The following is a 20,229-nucleotide window of genomic DNA, read 5'->3' as shown; positions in this document are numbered from 1 at the left end:
GCGCGGACTCCACCGCGGCTAGCTCATTGCTAGGCGTTGGGGCACAGGTCGCGCAGCGCGAAGATCACGACGTCGGCGGCCTGGCGGCCGTTGATCCCGCCGGCGCCCTGGTCGGCATCGGAGCGCTGCACGGCCAGCACCTCCAGCTGCTGTGGCGAGGCGCCCCACGAAAGCTGCTGACACAGATCCGCACCCATCTGCAGCAGCGCCTCATCACCGCCGTCGACGGCGTGGATCCCGGCATTGTGCAGGTCGGTGAGAAAAGCGGCCTGGTCGGCGCGTGCCGGGCCGGCCCAGACGATCCCCGAGACCAGAAGTGGACCCACCGTCAGCGCCGCGCCGATCAACCGGCCGGGCAGCCTGCGTGCCGCCATCCAACATTCTCCTTGTGTCTCTGCGCGATGTGGATGATGCACCTTTACACAACAGCGCAGGATCCGCCGTGCAGAAAATCCGGCGGATGAACAGTCGGCGAAGATTGGCCGCGCGGCTATGCGCGCGGAGGGCGAAAAATTAGGTCAGGATGGCTAGCTCGGGCACAGATCGCGCATGGCGTAGACGACGATGTCGCCGGCCTGCTGGGGGCTCAGCCCGCCCGCGCCCTGCCGCTCGTCGGAACGCTGCAGCGCCAGGCCCTGGAGCTGCGCGGGCGGGGCGCCCCACGATATTTGCTGGCAGATGTTCAGGCCCGCCTCCAGGAGCGCGGCGTCGCCGCCGCTCACGGCGTGGACGCCGTCCTTGTGCATGTCACTGAGAAAGCTGGCCGCGTCAGCCTGCGCGGGGCTGGCCCAGACGAGGCCGGCGAGAAGCGGGGCACCGAACAGCGCCGAGGCCATGAAACCGCCAGCTAGACGACGTGGTGACATATGCCCTTCCCCTCTGTCTGTCAACTGTTGCTCTCACGGTGTTCACCTCTATGTAACCTCGCGGACAAGCTTTGTGCACCAAATTTTCCCTGTGAATGACCTGCGGGAAGAAAAAGTCCGCGCGATTCGAAGTCGGCCGCGGGCCCGGCGGCGTGTCGGCGCGACCGGCCGAGCGAGCCACACGCCCGGGCGCGTTGGCGCAGGTCGGGGATGTTTTCCGGCGGTGTTCTGTTTCGTAACACCGTTGTGACGTCACCATTTGGAAACGGCTCGGTGCGGCGTGGCTCGTGTCGCGTGTCGGCTGCTGACAATTGGCCCGGTCGTGAAAAGACGGCCTCGGTACGGCTAGGCGGGCCTGCTGCACTGATTGATTGCGGAAATAGCTGAGCGTGAATAAAGGAGAGTTGGCGCTGATGGCGATCGTCGATCGGTTCAACATGAAGGTAGTTGCCGGCGCTGGGTTGTGCGGAGCAGCTATAGCGTTGAGCCCCGACGCGGCGGCCGCCCCGCTGATAACGGGCGGCCACGCGTGCATCCAGGGGCAAGCGGGCGATGCGGCGCCAGCCGCCGGAGGTCCCGTGGCCGCGGGTGCGCCGGCGGACATGTGCGCGGCTCCCCTCACTGACATGTCCGGCGTGCCCATGGCCGTGCCCGGGCCGCTGCCGCTCGGTGCGCCGGTGCCGATCGTGCCGCCGCTGCCGCTGGCGCCGCCCGTGCCGGTGGTGCCGCCGGTGCCGGTGGTGCCCGCGGGTGCGCCACTGATCGCCCTGGGCGGGCCGGTGGCGGGTGCGCCCCTGGAGGCGGCTGCGCCGCTCATCGACATGGCTGGGGTGAAGGACGCGCCGACCGGTCCGGCGCCCACCGGTGGGCCGGTGGCCGGTGAGCCGGTTCGCCCCGGCCCCGCGAGCTGACGTCAACGCTCTTTCCGTCGGACGGGCCCGCTGGTTTGCCACCAGCGGGCCCGTTCCGTTGGGATAAATGGGCCCTCGACACAATCGAAGCTCCGCACCCGTCCTGCTCGTGGGTGCGCAGCTTCGTGAAATGGGCCGGGGTTATTCCTGCACGATCACCGGGTCGCCGACGTTGACGTGGTTGTAGTACCACTCGGCGTCATCGGGGCTCAGGCTGATGCAGCCGTGGCTGACGTTCTCGAGCCCCAGCGAGGGGACGGCCCACGGGGCCGAGTGCACGAACAGGCCGCGGCTGGTGATGCGGACGGCGTCATTGACCGTGAGCAGGTAGCCGTTGGGATCGTCGACGGGGATGCCGACGCTGCTCGAATCCATGGTCACCGCAGGCTCTTTGGAGAGCACGGTGTACGAGCCGACCGGCGTCGCGTATTCCGGCCTGCCCAGCGAGGCCGGCATCACGCCCTGCTCGCCGAAGTGCGGCCGATGGTGCGGCGCCGGGAGTTGGGTGGGCGGTCCCGCCTCGACGCCGTCGATGCTCACGGTGAAGGTGTGCTGCGAGATGCTGGCCACTCCGATGACGGCGGGACCCGTTTTGATCTCCGAGGTCGCCTCGCCGACCGTCAGCGCAATAGTGGTGTGCGCCGGCCAATATCGGTCCGGGACCCACTGGACGACCTTGTTGTCGAGCCATTCGAACTTGCCGGTCATCGCGGGCGTCGACTTGACCTCGACGGCACGCTCAGCGGCGCTCCGATCCGCGATGGGGGCGCGGAACGTCACCACCACGGGGTGCGCCACGCCCACCACTTCGCCGCGCGCCGGTGAAATCGACGCCACGGCCGGGCCGTGCGACAGGCTGGCCGACGCCAGACTCACACCGGCCGGCGTGGCGACCACACTCGCAGCAACCCCCGCCATCGCAAGAACACCTCGAACACCCGTCCGCATGGCCTCAATTCCCTTTTAACTGACATCGTTGCAATAGGGATGATAAATGGGCGCTGACCTGCGGAAGCGCAACGGCACGTTGATATTTGGGCACGCCTCGGTCACGTTTTGGCCACGGGCGTTTAGTTCGGCAATGGCGCTCGTGATCAGGCGCCCGGACACGACGCGACCAGGAAGTTATTGACGGCCGATCGTGGCGGCAATAAGGTCAACTACCTGATATCAACTACTTGACACTAGTTCGTCGAAGCAGGGGTTGCGTCATGAAATCACCCGAGCTTGCCCGTCCGTTCGCACCGCACCGACAGCGCGCCTATGTCGGCTTGCTGACCGTCGTCGGCGTCGTTTTCATCCTTATGACCATCGCCGAGGCCACTCGGCTGTTGCCGCCGACGCTGACGGTGGATGTGGCGGCGAACCTGATCTTCGGCATCCCGGTGCTGCTGTTGCCCCTCATCCTGTTCTGGAAGGGACGAGGAGAGCAGCGATCGCGTCTGCAGCTTGCGGCCGAGCTGACGCTGATCTACATCCCTCTGACGGCGGGAAGCCAGCTGACGTATGAGTTGCCGTTCTTGCTCGGCCACCCGTTCAACCTGTGGACCGCCACCACGGACCCCGGGTGGCGGTGGCTGTGGTGGCAGTACGGCCTGGCCGATACCCGCTACCGCAGCGACGACCCGTGGATCTTCGGCCTGGAATTCGGCGCAGTGCTCGTCGGCATCATGCTCACCATCGTGTGGCTTCGCTTGTTGCGCAAGGATTTACCCGACGAGTCGCGGATCAAGTGTCTTTGGCTGACGTTCTTCGGCGTCGCGGTGCTGCTCACCGGGACCCTCGTCTATTACGTCAGCGAAATCCGCACCGGCTTCAACGACATCGGCCAGGGCGCTTACGGCCTGTGGTTCAAGCTGGTCGGGGAGAACGTCCCTTACATGATCCTGCCGGTCTTCGTCCTCTACGCCATTTATCTCCAGGTCGATTACCTGACCAGGCGCGTCGGGGCGACGACACAGGCGCCCGCGCCGGTCAACGCCGGTGTGTAGCTAAAGAGTTAGGTGCGACCGCCGGGCCGTAAGGTCGGGCCGGCATGCGGGTAGCGGAATTTCGGGCTGACTACTGATCCCGCGCCAGTTTGTCCGCCACCGCATCGAATGCGCGCAACGTGTCCAAGAGCATCTGCGGGTCCCCGGCGTCCGGCTGGGTGGACAACTTGGCGGCGACCAACTCCGCCGCACGGTTGACATAGATCATCTGGCCGCACATGCCCTGGCACAACACCACGTTGTTGCCCGGGTAGGGAAACCACACTTGGTTGCGGTACATGCCGCCGGGCATCTGGGTGTCGTCGGGGCTGGCGGCGAAGGCCTGGCGCGAGTCGGGACCGCCGTCGAGGGTGTCGGCGATCCACGCGGCCGGCACCACTTGCTGACCGGTCAAGGAGGCGCCGTCGCGCAGGAACAGCGACCCGAATCGGACCATGTCGGTGAGACAGGCGTTGATGCCGCCGTCGAAGAATCCGGTGCCGGCCGCGTCCACCCCGATGGTGGCGTCGCATTGGGCGCCGATGCGGCTCCACAACAGTTCCGACATCAGGTCGGGCATTCGCTGGCCGCCTGCGACCTCGCAGATCCAGCCGAGCATGTCGGTTTCGCACGACCGATATTCGAACGGGCCGCCGTGAGGAGACTTCTGGCGCAAGGTCAGCAGGAAGTCACGCAGCGTGGCCGGGACTTCCGGATGGCTGCGTGGCGCCCACCCGACCGCCTGGTCCAGGACGTGGATCTCTGCGGTCGGGTGGAGGTAATTGTCCGAGAACGCGATCCCCGACCTCATGTCGAGCAGCTGACGCACCGTCGCACCCGCGTAGCCGCAGTTCGCCAGGGCGGGAACGTATTTCGTCACCGGCGCGTCGAGCTCGATCGCGCCGGCGCCGTGCAACGCGCCGACCACGGCGGCCACCAAGGACTTGCTCACCGAGAACACCAGGTGACGCGTCCGAGCCCCCATCCCGCCGAGGTACTCGTCGGCCGCCACCGAACCCCGGTGGGCAACGGCCCATCCGTCGGTGGCGGTGCGGGCCATCACCGCGCCAACGGTGGTGGCCACGCCATCAGTGCCGGTCACCCCGATGTCGGCGATCGCAGCGCTCGCGGCGGGCAATGCCGCCGTCGGCCCGGTCCCGCGCGAGATCACCGCCGTCGGCACGAAGTCTTCGACGTGCTGAAACGACCAGTGCGCGTAGGGCGCCGACAGCCAGTTGTCCAGTGAGATACCGGTCGGGGCGTCTTTCACGCTCGTGCGACGAGCCGAGAGACGATCGGCGCGGCCGGCGTCAACGGTGTCGAGACGAACTTCGCCTTCATGCCCTTGACCCAGCGCTGGCAGCGCTCGCTGAGCTTGTAGTCGTCCGTCTGCAGGTGTGAGCGAGTGACGAGCACGCCGAGTTGGGCACCCTCGGAACGTAAGTCGCCGGGCGCCGCGACCCGCATGTAAAAGGCCTCGGAGCCGTCGAGCAGTGTGGCCCAGTCGTTGGCGGTCCGCGAAAAGGAGACCCGGCCGTCGTCGTCGATGCGCCACACCCCGGTGCGTGGCGTTGCCGTGAACAGCTCGACGTCCGGCGACGTCTCCGTGATGATCACCTGACCCCAGACCTCGTCCTCGCCATAGCCGCGCTCCCAGCGCGAGTTGATCTCATCGATGTCGAGCTCGTACTCCACGTCCATGTACTCGAGCAGATGAAAGAGGAACAGCGGCATGTCGGCGTAGGCCTCGGTGGTCAGGTTCGTCATCGGGCTGGCGCCGGACAGGCGGGGGTTCACTTCGCCGAGGTAGAGCTCGTTGGAGTCCAGGTCATGCAGAAGGTCCACCTCGAAGTAGCCGAGGTAACCCTGGCGACGCATGACGTCGCCCAGCTTTGCCACCATTTCCCGCGCGGCGTGGGTCTGGGCGGGCGGCAGCACCTCGCGCCAGATGTCATTGCCACACCAGCTGCCCCGGCTCGGGGTCAGCTCCGAATAACCGACGAGACTCGTCATCGCGGGACCGACCACGGTGCCGTGGCGGGTTACGGCACCCTCGAGGCACACCTCGACATTGCGGATGCGCTTCATGACTTTGACTTCTTGCTGCGAGGTCAGGTCGCCGGCGTGCTCGTCCCAGTCGCTCTGACCGCGCACAAAGAACGTCCCGCTGCCGGCGTTGCCATAGGCGACCGAGATGACGAGGTCATCTCCCAGTCCGGCGCTTTGCGCGAGCGCCGTCAGTTCGTCGTAGGAGCCGGCCCGCCCGATCGCGTGCGGCACACTGGGTATGCCCGCCTCGTCGGCCAGGCGCGTCATGACGAGCTTGGAACCTAGGCGCTTGCGCAGCTCCACCGGCGGATGCATGACCTCGAGACCCGCCTGACGCGCGAGGCCCTGTGTCTCTTCATCGAGCATCACGAAGCAGGCCTTGCCGCCAGGTCCTCGGCTGGCGATGAACTCGAGTGTCTCGGGATCGCGCAGGAGGTGGTTGCACACATCGCCCATGGAGTCGAAATCAATGCGGTCGCGCCGGCGGGGCACGAACACGCGCGAATGTATGCCCTCGAACGAGTCAAAGTAGGTCAAGTAAAAGAAGTTTCGTATCCAGCGATCGACGCCCAGCAGGTTGAACGGGGTCGGCGAGATGAAATACAGCGGCACGGTGTTGGTGTGAAAGAACGCGCGTACGTCCGAGATTCCGTTCAACACCCGGCGGGGTGCGGGCTCCGTCTCCCCGGCGGACACGATCAGGCCGGCCGCGGTGGCGTAACGGTGGCGAGCTCACGTTCCTGCATCCCACAAGTCTGCACCCGCCCATGAGCCTGTGGAAGTGCAAGCGTTTCGCTGGTCGAATGCGGCTGCGCCGCTGGGCTTCCCGCTCGAGCAGCTGCGCCATCTGGCGCGGGTGCGGATGACCTGCGGCATATCGAGCGCGCGGGCGTCCAAGGCGCGCTCAGTTGATCGGGGGTGGAGCCGATGACGGGAATCGAACCCGCGTATTCAGCTTGGGAAGCTGATGTTCTGCCATTGAACTACATCGGCACAGTTGCCTCAGAAGGCTAGCATCCGTAAGGGGGCGCGCTCGCCCGCGCGGGGGCCTGACCTCCCCCGACGGCCCGATTAAGAGCGCAACCACGAAATCTAAGACGCCTATCTAACTATTCTCATAACGCTCAGATTTATTATTTCGTTATCGCAACGTAATGTGCACCGGGTGGGTCGACACGCATTAGCCAGGAAGCGGCGCAGGCCGTCAGTGGCCCTGGCTGCAGTGCTCGCCCCCGCGGCCGTGTTCTTCGCGGTCTCTGGCGACGTTCATCCATTTGCCGCCCGCCAGGAACCCAAGCCCGTTATCAACGAGGTCGCTCCCTGTTGCGTGCAAATCGTGACAGCCGCGTCGAAGCGGCCCGCCAAAGGACTCGATGACGGCCAGCCCACCGCGGCCTCGCGCTACCACACGCGATCGCGTTTCCTGCCCGCCGGGCTCGCGCCCGAGCAGGGGCTACAGGTCCGGACGATCCTGGTCGAGCGCAGCATCAGCGCGGAGTTCCCCCAGGTCCACGAGATCGGTGGGGTGCGGCCGGATCCGCTGCCCTGGCACCCCCGGGGATTGGCGCTCGACGTCATGATCCCCGACCCCGGCAGCGCCGAGGGCATCGCGCTGGGCAACTCGATCGTCGCCTACGTGATGCAGAACGCCACCCGGTTCGGCATCCAGGATGCGATCTGGCGGGGCGTCTACTACACGCCCGGCGGATCTCAGGCCAGCCGGCTCGGCCACTACGACCACGTCCACGTCACGACCCTCGGCGGCGGATATCCGACCGGCGACGAGGTCTATCTCCGCTGAGCCCGTCCCGCAGCAGATAGGCTCGTCGCGTGCTGCTCTCCGATCGCGACCTCAGGGCCGAAATCAGCGCCGGGCGGTTGGGCATCGACCCCTTCGACGACGCCCTGGTGCAGCCGTCCAGCATCGACGTTCGCCTTGACTGCATGTTCCGGGTGTTCAACAACACCCGCTACACCCACATCGACCCGGCAAAGCAACAGGACGAGCTGACCACCCTGGTCGAACCCGTCGAGGGGGAGCCGTTCGTGCTGCACCCCGGCGAGTTCGTGCTCGGCTCCACACTGGAGCTCATCAGCTTGCCCGAGGACCTGGCGGGGCGGCTGGAGGGCAAGTCGTCGCTGGGCCGTCTCGGCCTGCTGACACATTCGACCGCCGGGTTCATCGATCCCGGCTTCAGCGGTCACATCACCCTGGAACTGTCCAACGTCGCGAACCTGCCGATCACGCTGTGGCCGGGCATGAAGATCGGCCAGCTGTGCATCCTGCGGTTGACCAGCCCGGCCGAACATCCTTACGGCAGTTCGCGAGTGGGGTCGAAGTACCAGGGCCAGCGAGGACCCACGCCGTCGCGCTCCTATCAGAACTTCATATCGTCTACATAGGTTCTGCGGGGCCCGCTCGCCCTCGTTCTGCGCGATACTTAGTTAGCCATGGTTTTTACCTCCGCCTGGCCGTGGTTCACCGCAATGCCTTTGGAGGGGTTTGTTTTGGATATCGTGCTCGGGGTGTCGATGGCACCGTCGTCGATCCAAATGGTTGTCCTGCAAGGCGAATACGCCGACGGCGCCACGGTAGAAGAGGACGCGATCGACGTCACCGCCGCCGACGACACAGCCACCGCGAGCGCACCCGACCAGGTGATCTCGGCGATTCTGGGTACCCGCGAGGGCGCCGCCGAGGCCGGCCTCGAGCTGTCGTCCATCGGCGTGACGTGGACCGATCAATTCGAGGCGGTCGCCTTGCGCGACGCGCTGACCGCTCACCGGCTCGACAATGTGATGCTGGTCTCGGCGTTTCTCGCCGCCGCGGCGCTGGCGCAAAATGTCGGCGGCGCAATGGGTTACGAGCGCACCGCGGTGCTGCTGGTCGAGCCGGAGACCGCCACGCTGGCCGTCGTGGAGACCTCCGACGGCTCCATCCCGGATGTCTACAAGCAGCAGATCCACGCCGAGTCCTATGGCGCCGCCACCGAGCAGCTCAGCGCGATGGTCGCCGGGCTGGAGAAGCTGGAATCGCTGCCGGGCGGGCTGTTCCTGGTCGGCTCGGGCGTCGATGTCGCCCCGTTGAAGCCGGCCCTGCAGTCGACGACATCGCTCGACGTGAGTGTGGCCGAGGAACCCGAGACCGCGCTGGCCCGCGGCGCGGCGCTGGCGTCGGCGAACGCCCCGCTGTTTGCCTCCTCGACCGCCGCGCTGGCCTATGCGCAAGACCCCGGCACCGGCGCGGTCGACCAGTACTCCCTGCCCGAATACCTCTATGTTCCCTTCGCTCCAGAGCCCGGCGACGACGAGCTCGCCTACAGCGCGCTGGACGATGAGGACGCCGACTCGCCGACAGTCGTCATCGAACGGCTTTTTCTCCCCGAAGAGAGTCAGCCGCAGCGGCGGCCGGCCCTGCTGGTCGGTAGCGGGCTGGCGGTGGCCGGCATCAGCGCGGTGCTGGCGCTCGAGATCGCGCTGGCGATCGGCATCCGCACGACGGGAACCGTCGCGCTGCAGCCCACCCCGAACCAGCACCTGATCGTTCCCACCGAGCAGGCCCCGGCGCCGGCGCAGGCGTCCGTGCCGGAGCCCAAGATCAGCCTGCCGGAGCCGGTGGCGGCCCCCAAGCCGTTGAATCCCCCGGCCGCCGCCCCGCTGCCCGCGGCTCCGCCGCCGGAAGCCCCGCCCGTTCCCGCGGCGCCGCCGGTGGTTCCGGTTCCCGTCGTGGTGCCGCCCGTTCCCGTTCCGGTGCCGGTGCGTATCCCGATCCCCAATCCGGTCGTCAGGCCGCCGCTGTTCGAGGTCCCGCCGCGCGTGTCGGTCCCTCAGCCGGTGTTGCCCCAACCGCCGGTGCACCTTCCTCAGCCGCCGACGCCCCCGAAGGTGGGCGGCACGGTTCCGCAGTCGCCGCCGCATCAAACGCCTCCCGGTGAGGGCACTCCGCCCAAGCCGGGCGCTCCGGGTAACTCGGGTGGTGGTCACGTGCCGACGCCGGGTTCGGGTGGTTCGGGTGGTGGCCATGTGCCGACGCCGGGTTCGGGTGGTTCGGGTGGTGGCCATGTGCCGGCGCCGGGTTCGGGTGGTTCGGGTGGTGGCCATGTGCCGACGCCGGGTTCGGGTGGTTCGGGTGGTGGCCATGTGCCGACGCCGGGTTCGGGTGGTTCGGGTGGTGGTCACGTGCCGGCGCCGGGTTCGGGTGGTTCGGGTGGTGGCCATGTGCCGGCGCCGGGTTCGGGTGGTTCGGGTGGTGGCCATGTGCCGGCGCCGGGTTCGGGTGGTTCGGGTGGTGGCCATGTGCCGACGCCGGGTTCGGGTGGTTCGGGTGGCGGTCACGTTCCGACGCCGGGTTCGGGTGGTTCCGGTGGCGGCCATGTCCCGACGCCCGGTTCGGGCGGTGGCCATGTTCCCAAGCCGGGTGGTGGCGGTCCGGGCGGACTTGGTGGCGGGCACGCTCCTGCGCCCGGCGGCGGACTTGGTGGCGGGCACGCTCCTGCGCCCGGCGGCGGACTTGGCGGCGGCCACGCTCCAGCACCTCGCGGCGGCGGAGGCTTCGGCGGCGGGCACAGCGGCGGTGGCCTGGGCGGTTTCGGGGGCGGCCACAGCGGCGGCGGCTTGGGCGGTTTCGGCGGTGGTCACGGCGGTGGCGGTGGCGGTGGCTTCGGTGGCGGTCACGGCGGCGGCGGTGGCGGCGGCCACAAATAGCCCTGGTTTGTCGAACCTCCCCGCAGCAAGCGGTCACGGGCGCCGATAGCGCAGCGCGCTAGGGTGGCGTCGCGAACCCCCATGCGGCGCCGGCGCAGGTGTGCCGGCGCAGCGCAGCAACCAAGCGTCGGGCGATTTGGAGGAGCGGTGGAGGTCGTACTTGGTGTGTCGATGGCACCGGAGACCGTCCGCATGGTGCTCGTCGAAGGTGCGGCCGCGGGCGGGGTGACCGTCGATCAGGACGGCTTCGACGTCGTCGGCCATCCGACCCCAGCTGCCGCGGCCGATCACGTCGTTGCGGCCATTCTCGGCACCCGCGACACCGCGGCCCAGGGCGGTTATCAGCTCAAATCGAGCGGGGTGAGCTGGAGCGACCCCGCCGAGGCGGCGGCCCTGCGAGATGTCTTGGCGGCGCGCAGGATTGAGAACGTGATGCTGGTCTCGGCGGTGATGGCCGCCGCGGCGCTGGCCCAGGCGATGGGCAGCGCCACCAACTGGGCCCGCACCGCGCTGCTGCTCGTCGAACCCACCAGCGCGACCCTGGCGGTCGTCGACACCTCCAACGGGACGGTCACCGACGTCCACCGGCACCCACTGCCCGGCCGCGACGACGTCGCGCTGGCGAAGCTGACCGCGATGGTCTCGGGCGCCGAATCGATGCGGGCACGACCGGACGGCGTGTTCCTGGTCGGCTCGGACGTGGACATCCCATTGATCAAGCCCACGCTGGAGGCCGCGACGTCGCTCGCGGTGACCACACCCGAGGAACCCGAGATGGCCCTGGCCCGCGGCGCCTCGCTGGCCGCGGCGAACGCACGGATGGGAGCGCCGCGGACGATCACGATGCCGTCCGCGCGGATTTCCTCGACCGCGGCCGAGATCGACCACGACGCCGACGCGCGCGACACCCGGCCCCGCGAACGGCACAGCCGGAAGCCGGTGGCCACCGTCGTCGGCGTGATGATCATCTTCGTCACCGGCTTCGTGACGTTGGCGTGGGCGCTGCTCTTCGGTAGCGGTCCGGACGCCGACCCAGCACCGGAGGTGAGCACGAACGTCGTCGCTCCGGAGAGCCCGCCGCCCCCGAACGCCGGTTCGCCCGGCCCGCCCCCACCTGCGGCCCCCGCACCAGCGACGCCCGAGGCGCCGGCACCGCCCGAGGGACCCCAGTCGCCGGCACCGCCCCCGCCGCAGTCCGGCGACCACCCACACTGGGACGACTGGCTGCATCGCCATTTGGGGCCCGATTTTCCGGTCCCGTAGTCCGACCACGACCGGGTCCCGGCCCACCCCCCGACGGCCGATCACGCGTAAAATCGGGACCCTAGGGGAATAACGGTGGGGACTCAGCGATGTCGCGCGCCACCATTTTGTGCGACGACGACGCCCTCACCGTGAATGACTAGCAACCGACTATTGGAGGAGCTTTGGACACCGTACTTGGTGTGTCGATGGCGCCGACCGCAGTCCGGATGGTGCTGGTCGAGGGGGAAAACGGCGACGGTGCCACCGTCGATGAAGACAATTTCGACGTGACGACGGCTGCCGATGCAGCAACTGTCACCGCCTCGGACCAGGTAGTCTCGGCCATCTTGGGGACGCGTCAGGGCGCAGCGGAGGGTGGCTACCAACTGGCGTCGACCGGGGTCACGTTCACCGACCCCGTCGAGGCCGCCGCGCTGCGCGACAAGCTCGCCGCCCACAAGGTCGAAAATGTGATGCTGGTCTCGGCCTTTCTGGCCGCGGCCGCACTCGCCCAGGCGGTCGGCCACCGAACCAATTACGCGCAGACCGCGCTGCTCTACATCGAGCCCGACACCGCGACGCTGGCGATCGTCGACAGCGCCGACGGCTCCATCGCCGACGTACGGCGCCAGGTCCTCCCCGAAGACGACGAGGCGGCCGTGGCCGAGCTGACTCGCCTGGTCTCCGGCGCGGAGAACATGGAAAGCCGCCCGGACGCCGTGTTCGTCGTGGGCTCCGGCATCGACATCCCGCTGATCAAGCCCGCGCTGGAGGCGGCGACCACGCTGCCACTGACCGCGGCCGAGGAACCGGAGACGGCGCTGGCCCGCGGTGCGGCGCTGGCGTCGGCGCATGCGCCGCTGTTCGCGTCGTCCACCGCGGCCCTGGCCTACGCGCAGGACCCCGGCACCGGTGCGATCAACCCGCTCGCCGTGGCTCCCGGCTACTTCGATGCGCCCGGGGATGCCGGGGTGGATGCCCTGGCATACAGCGCCGTGCCCGACGACCCCGACGACTTCTTCACGGGCTCGCAGACCGCGGCGACAGAACTCGTCGGCGCGGACTATCGCGCGCGCAACTTCAGGTTGGTGGGCAGCGCCGTGGCGGCGGTCTTCGTCATCGGCGTGGTGGCGCTGGTCGTCTCGCTGGCCATTGCCATCCGCCCGACGGCGAACGTGCGGCCCAGCCCGAATGAGAACGTCGTCGTCGCGCCCACAAGGCCCGCACCGGCACCCGCGGCCCCGGCTCCTGCCCAGGCGCCCGCGGCTCCTGCGCCGGCCCCGGAGGCGCCGGCCCCCGCACCAGAGGCTCCCGCGCCGGCCCCGGCCGCCCCGGCGCCCGCCCCCGTGGCCCCGGCGCCCGCTCCGATCCCGGTTCCGGCGGCCCCGCCGCCCGCGCCGCCTCCAGTGGCGCCCGTTCCCGTGCCGATCCCGCTGCCGATCCCGGGCATCGGTGGCCCGCCCGGCGGCGGGTGGGGCCCCGGTCACGGCGGAGGCCACGGCGACCACGACGGCGGCGGCTTCCCCGGCGGCCCGCGCGGCGGGTTCGGCGGTGGCCACGGTCACGGCGGCTTCGGCGGCCCCCACATCGGCATCCCGGGCATCCCCGGGCTGTAAGACGTACCCGGCATCGGCGGCCACCCGTCATCTGCCGTTTGCCTCCCGCTTAGCCCCGGGACGCAGTTAGCTCATCGGGGTCGCTTACACCAGTGGTATGCGATGCACCGTGTTCGGCACGGGATACCTCGGCGCCACCCACGCGGTCGGGATGGCGGCCCTGGGGCACGACGTCCTCGGGATCGACATCGACCCGGGCAAGGTGGCCAAGCTCGCCGGGGGCGACATCCCCTTTTACGAGCCCGGCTTGCGAAAGTTGTTGAACGAGAACCTGGCTGCGGGCCGGCTGCGCTTCACCACCGACTACGACGCGGCCGCTGAGTTCTCCGACCTGCACTTCCTGGGCGTGGGCACCCCGCAAAAGAAGGGCGAATACGGCGCCGATCTGCGCCACGTCTATGCCGTGATCGATGAGCTGGTGCCCCGGTTGACGAGTTCGGCGGTGCTGGTGGGCAAATCGACCGTTCCGGTGGGCACCGCGGCCGAGCTGAACCACCGTGCGGCCACGCTGGCGCCCCGCGGCGTGGACGTCGAAATCGCCTGGAACCCGGAGTTTCTGCGCGAGGGCTACGCCGTGCAGGACACCCTGCGGCCGGACCGGATTGTGCTGGGCATCCACCACGATTCGGCGCGCGCCGAGGCCGCCGTTCGTGAGCTGTACGGGCCGCTGCTGGACGCGGGGGTGCCGTTCCTGGTGACAGATCTGCAGACCGCGGAGTTGGTCAAGGTCTCCGCGAATGCCTTTCTGGCGACCAAGATTTCGTTCATCAACGCCATTTCCGAGGTGTGCGAGGCCGCCGGCGCGGATGTCAGCCTGCTGGCCGATGCGCTCGGATACGATCCCCGGATCGGACGCCAATTCCTCAACGCCGGTTTGGGTTTCGGCGGCGGCTGCCTTCCCAAGGACATCCGGGCCTTCATGGCGCGCGCCGGCGAACTGGGCGCCGACCAAGCGCTGACGTTCCTACGTGAGGTGGACAGCATCAACATGCGCCGCCGCACCCGGATGGTGGAACTGGCCAGCGCAGCGTGTGGAGGCTCGCTGCTGGGTGCCAACGTCGCGGTGCTGGGCGCGGCGTTCAAGCCCGAATCCGACGACGTGCGCGACTCGCCCGCGCTCAACGTCGCGGGCCAACTGCAACTCAACGGCGCCGCGGTCAACGTCTATGACCCCAAGGCGCTCGACAACGCGCAACGCCTGTTCCCGACCCTGAACTACGCGGTCTCGGTCGAAGAGGCCTGCGAGCGCGCGGATGCGGTGCTGGTGCTCACCGAATGGCGCCAATTCGTCGAGCTCGATCCCGCCGACCTGGCCGGCGGTGTGCGGGCCCGCGTCATCGTCGACGGCCGCAACTGCCTGGACGTAGGGCGCTGGCAGCGGGCGGGCTGGCGGGTGTACCGGCTCGGCGCGCCGCGACCGTAGCTGGGGCCAAGCGCAACAGACGAAATGCGTTGCGGCTCAGAAGGTATTGGTCGACCGAACCCGCTATCGGCTGACCCGGGCGCGCAGCATGGCTCGCGGGTATTCCCCGCCATCTCGGGAAAGCTCGATCTGAACGTTGGCGAACCCGGCCGACCGGAGCGCGTCGGCAACCGGCGCGGGATCGGAAAGTGCGCGGAAGGGCAACGTGGCCGCGACGTCGTCGTCGTAGTGGTGGCCTGCCACGTGTGGGTTCAGCGAGACGTCGGCGATCAGCGTTGCGCCCGGCACCGACACCCGGCGCCATTCCGCGAAGGCCTTCTCCGGCTCGAGCAGCGTCCAGATGAAGTGCCGCGCCGTCACCGCGTCGAAGCTGGCATCGGCGAACGGCAGCTTTTCGGTCACTCCCTCCACGAACGTGACAGTCGGTGCGGCCTTGGCGCGCGCCCGGGCCAACATCGCCTCGGAGGCGTCCACACCGGTCACCCGGTGGCCGAGCTCGCTCAGCAACAACGCAACAAAGCCTGTGCCCGTGGCGATATCGAGCACCCGCGAATGATCGGGGATTGCGCTCAGCGCCGCCGTCCACCGTTGGCGTTCCGGCTCCGAGGAGATGCCGTGCGCGGCCCGCTGGTCGTATTCCGAACCCTCACGCTCCCAAAAGGCCCGGATCGCCGCGTGCGCGCCGGGAAGCCCCACGCTGTCAGCAAGCACTGCACACGCCCCATCGTCTCGTCATCGTCGACAAGTCTGCAGGGGACGCGATCGTCACCGCAAGGAGGGCGGGCGCGGCCCGCGCGAGTAGCCTGACCGGCGTGGACTATGCCGGCGCATTCCTCGACGAGAACCGAGCTTTCGCGGAGCTGTTCGACGGCGCCGACGAATCCACACCGGTGCCCACCTGCCCGGAGTGGACGCTACGGCACCTGTTCCGCCACGTCGGGCGCGGCGACCGCTGGGCGGCCCAGATCGTGCGCGACCGACTCGAGAGCTACCTCGACCCCCGCACGGTGGAAGGCGGCAAGCCGCCGCCCGACCCCGCCGACGCGATCTCCTGGCTCCACGGCGGCGCTCAGCGCCTCGTCGACGCCGTGGAACTGACGGGAGTCGAAACTCCGGTCTGGACGTTCCTCGGGCCGCGTCCGGCGAACTGGTGGATCCGGCGGCGACTGCACGAGGTGGCCGTGCATCGGGCCGACGCCGCGATCGCGCTGGGCGGCGATTTCAGTCTCGAACCCGAGATCGCGGCCGACGGAATCACCGAATGGCTGGAGCGCCTCGCGATCCAGGCGGGAACCGAGGGGTCGCCGCTGCCGCTCGAGGAAGGGACCACGCTGCACCTGCACGCCACCGACCCCGGCCTCGGCGAAGCCGGGGAGTGGACGGCCGCCGTCGAGCAGGGACGGGTCACGTGGTCACACGAGCACGGCAAGGGCAGCGTGGCACTGCGCGGCGGCGCCACCGAGCTGCTGCTGGCGATCCTGCGCCGGCGCCCGATCGCCGACACGGGCGTCCAACTGTTCGGGGACGACGCCGTGTGGCAGCGCTGGTTGGACCGTACGCCTCTCTAGCCGCGGGGCCGCACGGTAATTTGCACACCATGACCACATCGGAGATCGCCACCGTTCTGGCATGGCACGACGCCCTCAACGCCGCCGACATCGAGACCTTGGCGTCCCTGTCCAGCGACGATATCGAGATGGGCGATGCGCACGGGGCCGCCCAGGGCCACGAGGCGCTGCGCACGTGGGCGGCCTCGCACCGCCCGGCCACGGAGCTCGGCCGGATGTATGTGCACGACGGCGTCGTGGCCGTCGAACTGAAACCCGGCAGCCCCGGCGAGCCGGGGACCGCCACCGACGGTGCGCTGACGTTCCGGGTGGTCCACGACCACGTCACCTCCGTGTTCCGGCACGACAGCCTGGCGTCGGCGCTGGCGGCCACCGAGCTCACCGAATCCGACGCCATCGACTAGGACCACAGGCACCAGGAGCTATCCATGCGCGGAATCATCTTGGCCGGCGGGTCGGGCACCCGCCTGCACCCGATCACCACGGGCATCAGCAAGCAGTTGCTGCCGGTCTACGACAAGCCGATGGTCTACTACCCGCTGTCCACCCTGATGATGGCCGGAATCCGCGACATCCTGGTGATCACCACCCCGCATGACGCGCCCGGATTCCAGCGACTGCTGGGCGACGGCGCGCAGTTCGGCGTCAACATCACCTACGTGACGCAGGACCGCCCCGACGGCCTGGCCCAGGCGTTCGTCCTGGGCGCCGAGCACATCGGCAACGAGTCGGTGGCTTTGGTGTTGGGGGACAACATCTTCTACGGGCCCGGGCTGGGCACCAGCTTGAGCCGCTTCCAAACCATAAGCGGGGGAGCGGTTTTCGCCTACTGGGTGGCCAACCCGTCGGCTTACGGTGTGGTCGAATTCAGCGACGACGGCCTGGCGCTGTCGCTGGAAGAAAAGCCCCAGACACCGAAATCCAATTACGCGGTGCCGGGTCTGTACTTCTACGACAACGACGTGATCGAAATCGCCAAGGGGCTCAAGAAATCGGCGCGCGGCGAGTACGAGATCACCGAGGTCAACCAGATCTACCTCAACCGCGGCCGGCTCTCGGTCGAGGTGATGGCCCGCGGAACGGCCTGGCTGGACACCGGCACGTTCGATTCGCTGCTGGACGCCAGTGACTTTGTGCGCACGCTGGAACGACGGCAAGGCCTCAAGGTCAGCGTGCCGGAGGAGGTGGCGTGGCAGCAGGGCTGGATCAGCGACGAGCAGCTGGCCGAGCGCGCGCACAGCCTGCTCAAGTCCGGGTATGGCTCCTATTTGCTGAATCTGTTGGAGCGGAGCCGGTTTCACTAGGCTTGGCCAGCACCGCGGCGATCCCCGTCGTCAGCGGCACCGACAGCGCCAGCGCCATCCCGCCCACCGCCGAGCGGGCGATCTCGATCGCCACGCTCTCGCCGGTCAGCACGTCCGTCAACGAGCGGTTGGCGACGCTGAACAGCAACAGCAGCGGCAGCGAACTCCCGGCGTAGGCCAGCACCAGTGTGTAAACGGTGCTGGCGATGTGATCGCGTCCCACCCGGATGGCCCCCACGAAGATCGCCCGCCGCGAACCCCCGAGCCGCGCGAGCTCGAAGACCGTCGAGGATTGGGTCACCGTCACATCGTTGAGCACACCCAGCGACCCGATGATGAACCCGGCCAGCAGCAGGCCGCCGATCGACACGTTGCCCAGGTACGCGCTGACGGTGGTGTTCTGCTCGTCTGACAGACCGGTGAGATGCGCCAGTTGTATTGCTGCCCATGACAATCCGGCGGCCAACAGCAGTGCCGACAGGGTGCCCAGCAATGCGGCGCTGGTCCGCAGACTGACCCCGTGTGCCAGGTAGATGACCGCGTAGAGGATCGCCGCCGACGCCACCAGAGCCACCGGGACCGCGGGCGCACCGTCCCGCAGGGCCGGCAGCAGAAACAGCACCAGCACCACGAACGCGACGACGATGCCCACCAGCGCGAGCAACCCGCGCCAGCGCGCCACGGCCACGATCACCACCGCGAACGCGATCGCCAAACCGACCAGCGCCCAACCCCGTTCGAAGTCGTAGAACGCGTAGCTGGTGGCGCCCTGATCGTCGACCTGCCGCACGACCCGAATACGGTCGCCCACCGCGAATTTCGGCTGACTGGGTCCGGGGGAGGACTCGAGCAGGGTGGTGGCGCCCGCGTTCGGGCCGGAATCGATGGCGACCTGGGTCAACACGCAGCGCCCGGCTCCCGGCGCGGCGGGCTGCGGCGGGCCGGTGAGGACCTGACTGACCGACGGACTGCCGCAGTCGCCCAACCCGCTGGACACCACGTGCCCGGCCTGCGTGCTCACCGCGCCGCCGGACGCGCTCTGCAGCGGCATCGGAATGTCGACGCGCTGCCGACTGGGCCACAACAGGATCGCGCCGACGGCCACCGCCACGCCGATCGCGACGAGCAGCCCGACGACGATCCTGGCGGGCAATGGATCAACGCCGGACGGGCCCGGCGGCATGCTGTGCGAGTGGGAGTGCGTCACGCGCTCCACCGTAGAGACGGTTTCCTGGGTGCTTACTGGCGATAGCCGACGAGGAAGTTGCCCAGCCGCTCGATCGCGGCCGCCAGATCGCGGGCCCAGGGCAGGGTCACGATGCGCAGGTGATCCGGTGCGGGCCAATTGAAGCCGGTGCCCTGGGTGACCAGAATCTTTTCCTGCAGCAGCAAATCGAGGACGAGCTGCTCGTCGTCGTCGATGTCGTAGACCTCGGGGTCCAGCCGCGGGAAGGCGTAGAGCGCGCCGTCCGGCTTGACGCAGGACACCCCGGGAATCTCGTTGAGCTTGGTCCAGGCGATGTCGCGCTGCTCGAGCAGCCGGCCGCCGGGCAGGACCAGGTCGTCGATGCTCTGGTAGCCGCCCAGCGCGACCTGGATCGCGTGCTGCGCCGGGACATTGGGGCACAGCCGCATGTTGGCCAGCAGGTTGATCCCCTCGATGAAGCTGCCGGCGTGGTCTTTGGGCCCGGTGATCGCCAGCCAGCCGGCCCGGTACCCGGCCACCCGGTAGGCCTTGGAGAGGCCGTTGAACGTCAGGCACAACATGTCCGGCGCGAGCGAGGCCAAGTTGATGTGCTTGGCGTCGCCGTAGAGGATCTTGTCGTAGATCTCGTCGGCGAGCAGCAGCAGCTCGTGCTTGCGCGCCAATTCGACGATCTGCGTGAGCACTTCGCTGGTGTAGACCGCGCCCGTCGGATTGTTCGGGTTGATCACCACCAGCGCCTTGGTGCGGTCGGTGATCTTTGCCTCCATGTCGGCGAGGTCGGGCTGCCAGCCCTGCGTCTCGTCGCACAGGTAGTGCACCGGGGTGCCGCCCGCCAGCGACGTCGACGCCGTCCACAGCGGATAGTCGGGCGACGGGATCAGCACCTCGTCGCCGTTGTCGAGCAGGGCCTGCAGCGTCATCGTGATCAGCTCGGACACCCCGTTGCCCAGGTAGACGTCGTCGACGTCGAAGCGGGGGAAACCGTCGACCAATTCGTAGCGGGTGACCACCGCCCGGCGGGCCGGGAGGATGCCCTGCGAGTCGGAGTAGCCCTGCGCGTAGGGGAGGGCCTGGATCATGTCGCGCATGATGACGTCGGGCGCCTCGAAACCGAACGGCGCCGGGTTGCCGATGTTCAGCTTGAGGATGCGATGACCCTCGGCCTCCAGCCGCGCGGCCTGCTGATGTACCGGGCCGCGGATCTCGTACAGGACGTCCTGGAGCTTCGACGACTGCGCGAAACTACGCTGCTGCCGGTGATGGGCCGACGGGTGCGGTGGCAGCTGATGAGGCAGCTGGTGGGTGGTCACATCACCAATGGTGCCATCACTGTCCACTGAAATTTGCTGTCAAGCGCAAAATTCGC

Annotated in this window: 19 protein-coding genes and 1 tRNA gene; 11 read left to right on the top strand and 9 right to left on the bottom strand. The window is 68.5% G+C overall.

Going from position 1 to position 20,229, the window contains the following annotated elements; genetic code table 11:
* Positions 1-29: 29 nt before the first annotated feature.
* Entirely contained in the window at positions 30-374 is a 345-nt protein-coding gene (locus G6N26_RS15445; RefSeq protein WP_067175868.1) for a DUF732 domain-containing protein, read from the bottom strand.
* Between the two features lie 153 nt (positions 375-527).
* Positions 528-866, bottom strand: coding sequence for a DUF732 domain-containing protein (locus G6N26_RS15440; protein ID WP_067175872.1), 339 nt, complete (start codon positions 864-866; stop codon positions 528-530).
* Between the two features lie 413 nt (positions 867-1,279).
* Here G6N26_RS15440 and G6N26_RS15435 point away from each other — a divergent pair, with 413 nt between their 5' ends.
* The gene (locus G6N26_RS15435; RefSeq protein ID WP_225323502.1) at positions 1,280-1,777 is read left to right on the top strand and encodes a hypothetical protein; all 498 of its coding nucleotides are present in this window, start codon (positions 1,280-1,282) and stop codon (positions 1,775-1,777) included.
* 141 nt (positions 1,778-1,918) lie between these two features.
* Here the strand turns inward: G6N26_RS15435 and G6N26_RS15430 are convergent, their stop codons facing one another.
* The gene (locus G6N26_RS15430; protein WP_083020454.1) at positions 1,919-2,725 is read right to left on the bottom strand and encodes a L,D-transpeptidase; all 807 of its coding nucleotides are present in this window, start codon (positions 2,723-2,725) and stop codon (positions 1,919-1,921) included.
* A 263-nt stretch (positions 2,726-2,988) separates the two neighbouring features.
* On the opposite strand from G6N26_RS15430, the gene G6N26_RS15425 reads away from it, so the two are divergent.
* Positions 2,989-3,768, top strand: a complete 780-nt coding sequence (locus tag G6N26_RS15425) for an emopamil-binding protein (RefSeq protein ID WP_083020453.1) — start codon at positions 2,989-2,991, stop codon at positions 3,766-3,768.
* Between the two features lie 70 nt (positions 3,769-3,838).
* Here the strand turns inward: G6N26_RS15425 and G6N26_RS15420 are convergent, their stop codons facing one another.
* The 3 genes from G6N26_RS15420 to G6N26_RS15410 all read right to left on the bottom strand — a co-directional run bounded on the left by G6N26_RS15420 (position 3,839) and on the right by G6N26_RS15410 (position 6,789).
* Positions 3,839-5,017: a serine hydrolase domain-containing protein gene (locus G6N26_RS15420; protein WP_083020452.1), complete on the bottom strand. Its 1,179-nt coding sequence runs from the start codon at positions 5,015-5,017 to the stop codon at positions 3,839-3,841.
* Positions 5,014-6,498: a biotin carboxylase gene (locus G6N26_RS15415; RefSeq protein ID WP_120312715.1), complete on the bottom strand. Its 1,485-nt coding sequence runs from the start codon at positions 6,496-6,498 to the stop codon at positions 5,014-5,016. The genes G6N26_RS15420 and G6N26_RS15415 overlap by 4 nt, the downstream gene beginning before the upstream one ends.
* Positions 6,499-6,715: 217 nt before the next feature.
* Positions 6,716-6,789: transfer RNA gene (locus G6N26_RS15410), tRNA-Gly, on the bottom strand.
* Positions 6,790-6,961: 172 nt separating this feature from the next.
* Here G6N26_RS15410 and G6N26_RS15405 point away from each other — a divergent pair.
* The 6 genes from G6N26_RS15405 to G6N26_RS15380 all read left to right on the top strand — a co-directional run bounded on the left by G6N26_RS15405 (position 6,962) and on the right by G6N26_RS15380 (position 14,784).
* Positions 6,962-7,597: a hypothetical protein gene (locus G6N26_RS15405; protein WP_179960217.1), complete on the top strand. Its 636-nt coding sequence runs from the start codon at positions 6,962-6,964 to the stop codon at positions 7,595-7,597.
* 29 nt (positions 7,598-7,626) lie between these two features.
* Complete coding sequence (gene dcd, locus G6N26_RS15400; RefSeq protein ID WP_083020451.1) at positions 7,627-8,199, top strand: dCTP deaminase; 573 nt, start codon at positions 7,627-7,629, stop codon at positions 8,197-8,199.
* Positions 8,200-8,247: 48 nt separating this feature from the next.
* A complete protein-coding gene (locus G6N26_RS15395; protein ID WP_179960216.1) occupies positions 8,248-10,500 on the top strand; it encodes a DUF7159 family protein in 2,253 nt (750 codons plus the stop codon).
* Positions 10,501-10,647: 147 nt separating this feature from the next.
* Complete coding sequence (locus G6N26_RS15390; protein ID WP_163648817.1) at positions 10,648-11,763, top strand: DUF7159 family protein; 1,116 nt, start codon at positions 10,648-10,650, stop codon at positions 11,761-11,763.
* A 164-nt stretch (positions 11,764-11,927) separates the two neighbouring features.
* Positions 11,928-13,361 (top strand): DUF7159 family protein, encoded by a 1,434-nt coding sequence (locus tag G6N26_RS15385; protein ID WP_443677763.1) that lies wholly within the window; start codon positions 11,928-11,930, stop codon positions 13,359-13,361.
* Positions 13,362-13,458: 97 nt separating this feature from the next.
* Positions 13,459-14,784, top strand: coding sequence for a UDP-glucose dehydrogenase family protein (locus G6N26_RS15380; protein WP_067171851.1), 1,326 nt, complete (start codon positions 13,459-13,461; stop codon positions 14,782-14,784).
* A 63-nt stretch (positions 14,785-14,847) separates the two neighbouring features.
* Here the strand turns inward: G6N26_RS15380 and G6N26_RS15375 are convergent, their stop codons facing one another.
* Positions 14,848-15,495, bottom strand: a complete 648-nt coding sequence (locus tag G6N26_RS15375) for a class I SAM-dependent methyltransferase (RefSeq protein WP_083019158.1) — start codon at positions 15,493-15,495, stop codon at positions 14,848-14,850.
* A gap of 101 nt (positions 15,496-15,596) precedes the next feature.
* Between G6N26_RS15375 and G6N26_RS15370 the strand changes: the two genes are divergently transcribed.
* From G6N26_RS15370 to rfbA, 3 genes are read left to right on the top strand one after another with little or no spacing between them, the layout of a single operon-like run.
* Entirely contained in the window at positions 15,597-16,352 is a 756-nt protein-coding gene (locus G6N26_RS15370; protein WP_067171855.1) for a maleylpyruvate isomerase family mycothiol-dependent enzyme, read from the top strand.
* Between the two features lie 29 nt (positions 16,353-16,381).
* Positions 16,382-16,756: a nuclear transport factor 2 family protein gene (locus G6N26_RS15365; protein WP_083019156.1), complete on the top strand. Its 375-nt coding sequence runs from the start codon at positions 16,382-16,384 to the stop codon at positions 16,754-16,756.
* A 24-nt stretch (positions 16,757-16,780) separates the two neighbouring features.
* Complete coding sequence (rfbA, locus tag G6N26_RS15360; RefSeq protein ID WP_067171859.1) at positions 16,781-17,656, top strand: glucose-1-phosphate thymidylyltransferase RfbA; 876 nt, start codon at positions 16,781-16,783, stop codon at positions 17,654-17,656.
* Here the strand turns inward: rfbA and G6N26_RS15355 are convergent.
* Complete coding sequence (locus G6N26_RS15355) at positions 17,598-18,863, bottom strand: YibE/F family protein (RefSeq protein ID WP_067171898.1); 1,266 nt, start codon at positions 18,861-18,863, stop codon at positions 17,598-17,600. The genes rfbA and G6N26_RS15355 overlap by 59 nt on opposite strands.
* A 32-nt stretch (positions 18,864-18,895) precedes the next feature.
* Positions 18,896-20,200, bottom strand: a complete 1,305-nt coding sequence (locus G6N26_RS15350) for a pyridoxal phosphate-dependent aminotransferase (RefSeq protein WP_067171861.1) — start codon at positions 20,198-20,200, stop codon at positions 18,896-18,898.
* Positions 20,201-20,229 lie beyond the last annotated feature (29 nt).

The organism is Mycobacterium marseillense (assembly GCF_010731675.1).
Taxonomy (GTDB): Bacteria; Actinomycetota; Actinomycetes; order Mycobacteriales; family Mycobacteriaceae; genus Mycobacterium; species Mycobacterium marseillense.
This window is presented reverse-complemented; position numbering and strand designations above follow the sequence as displayed.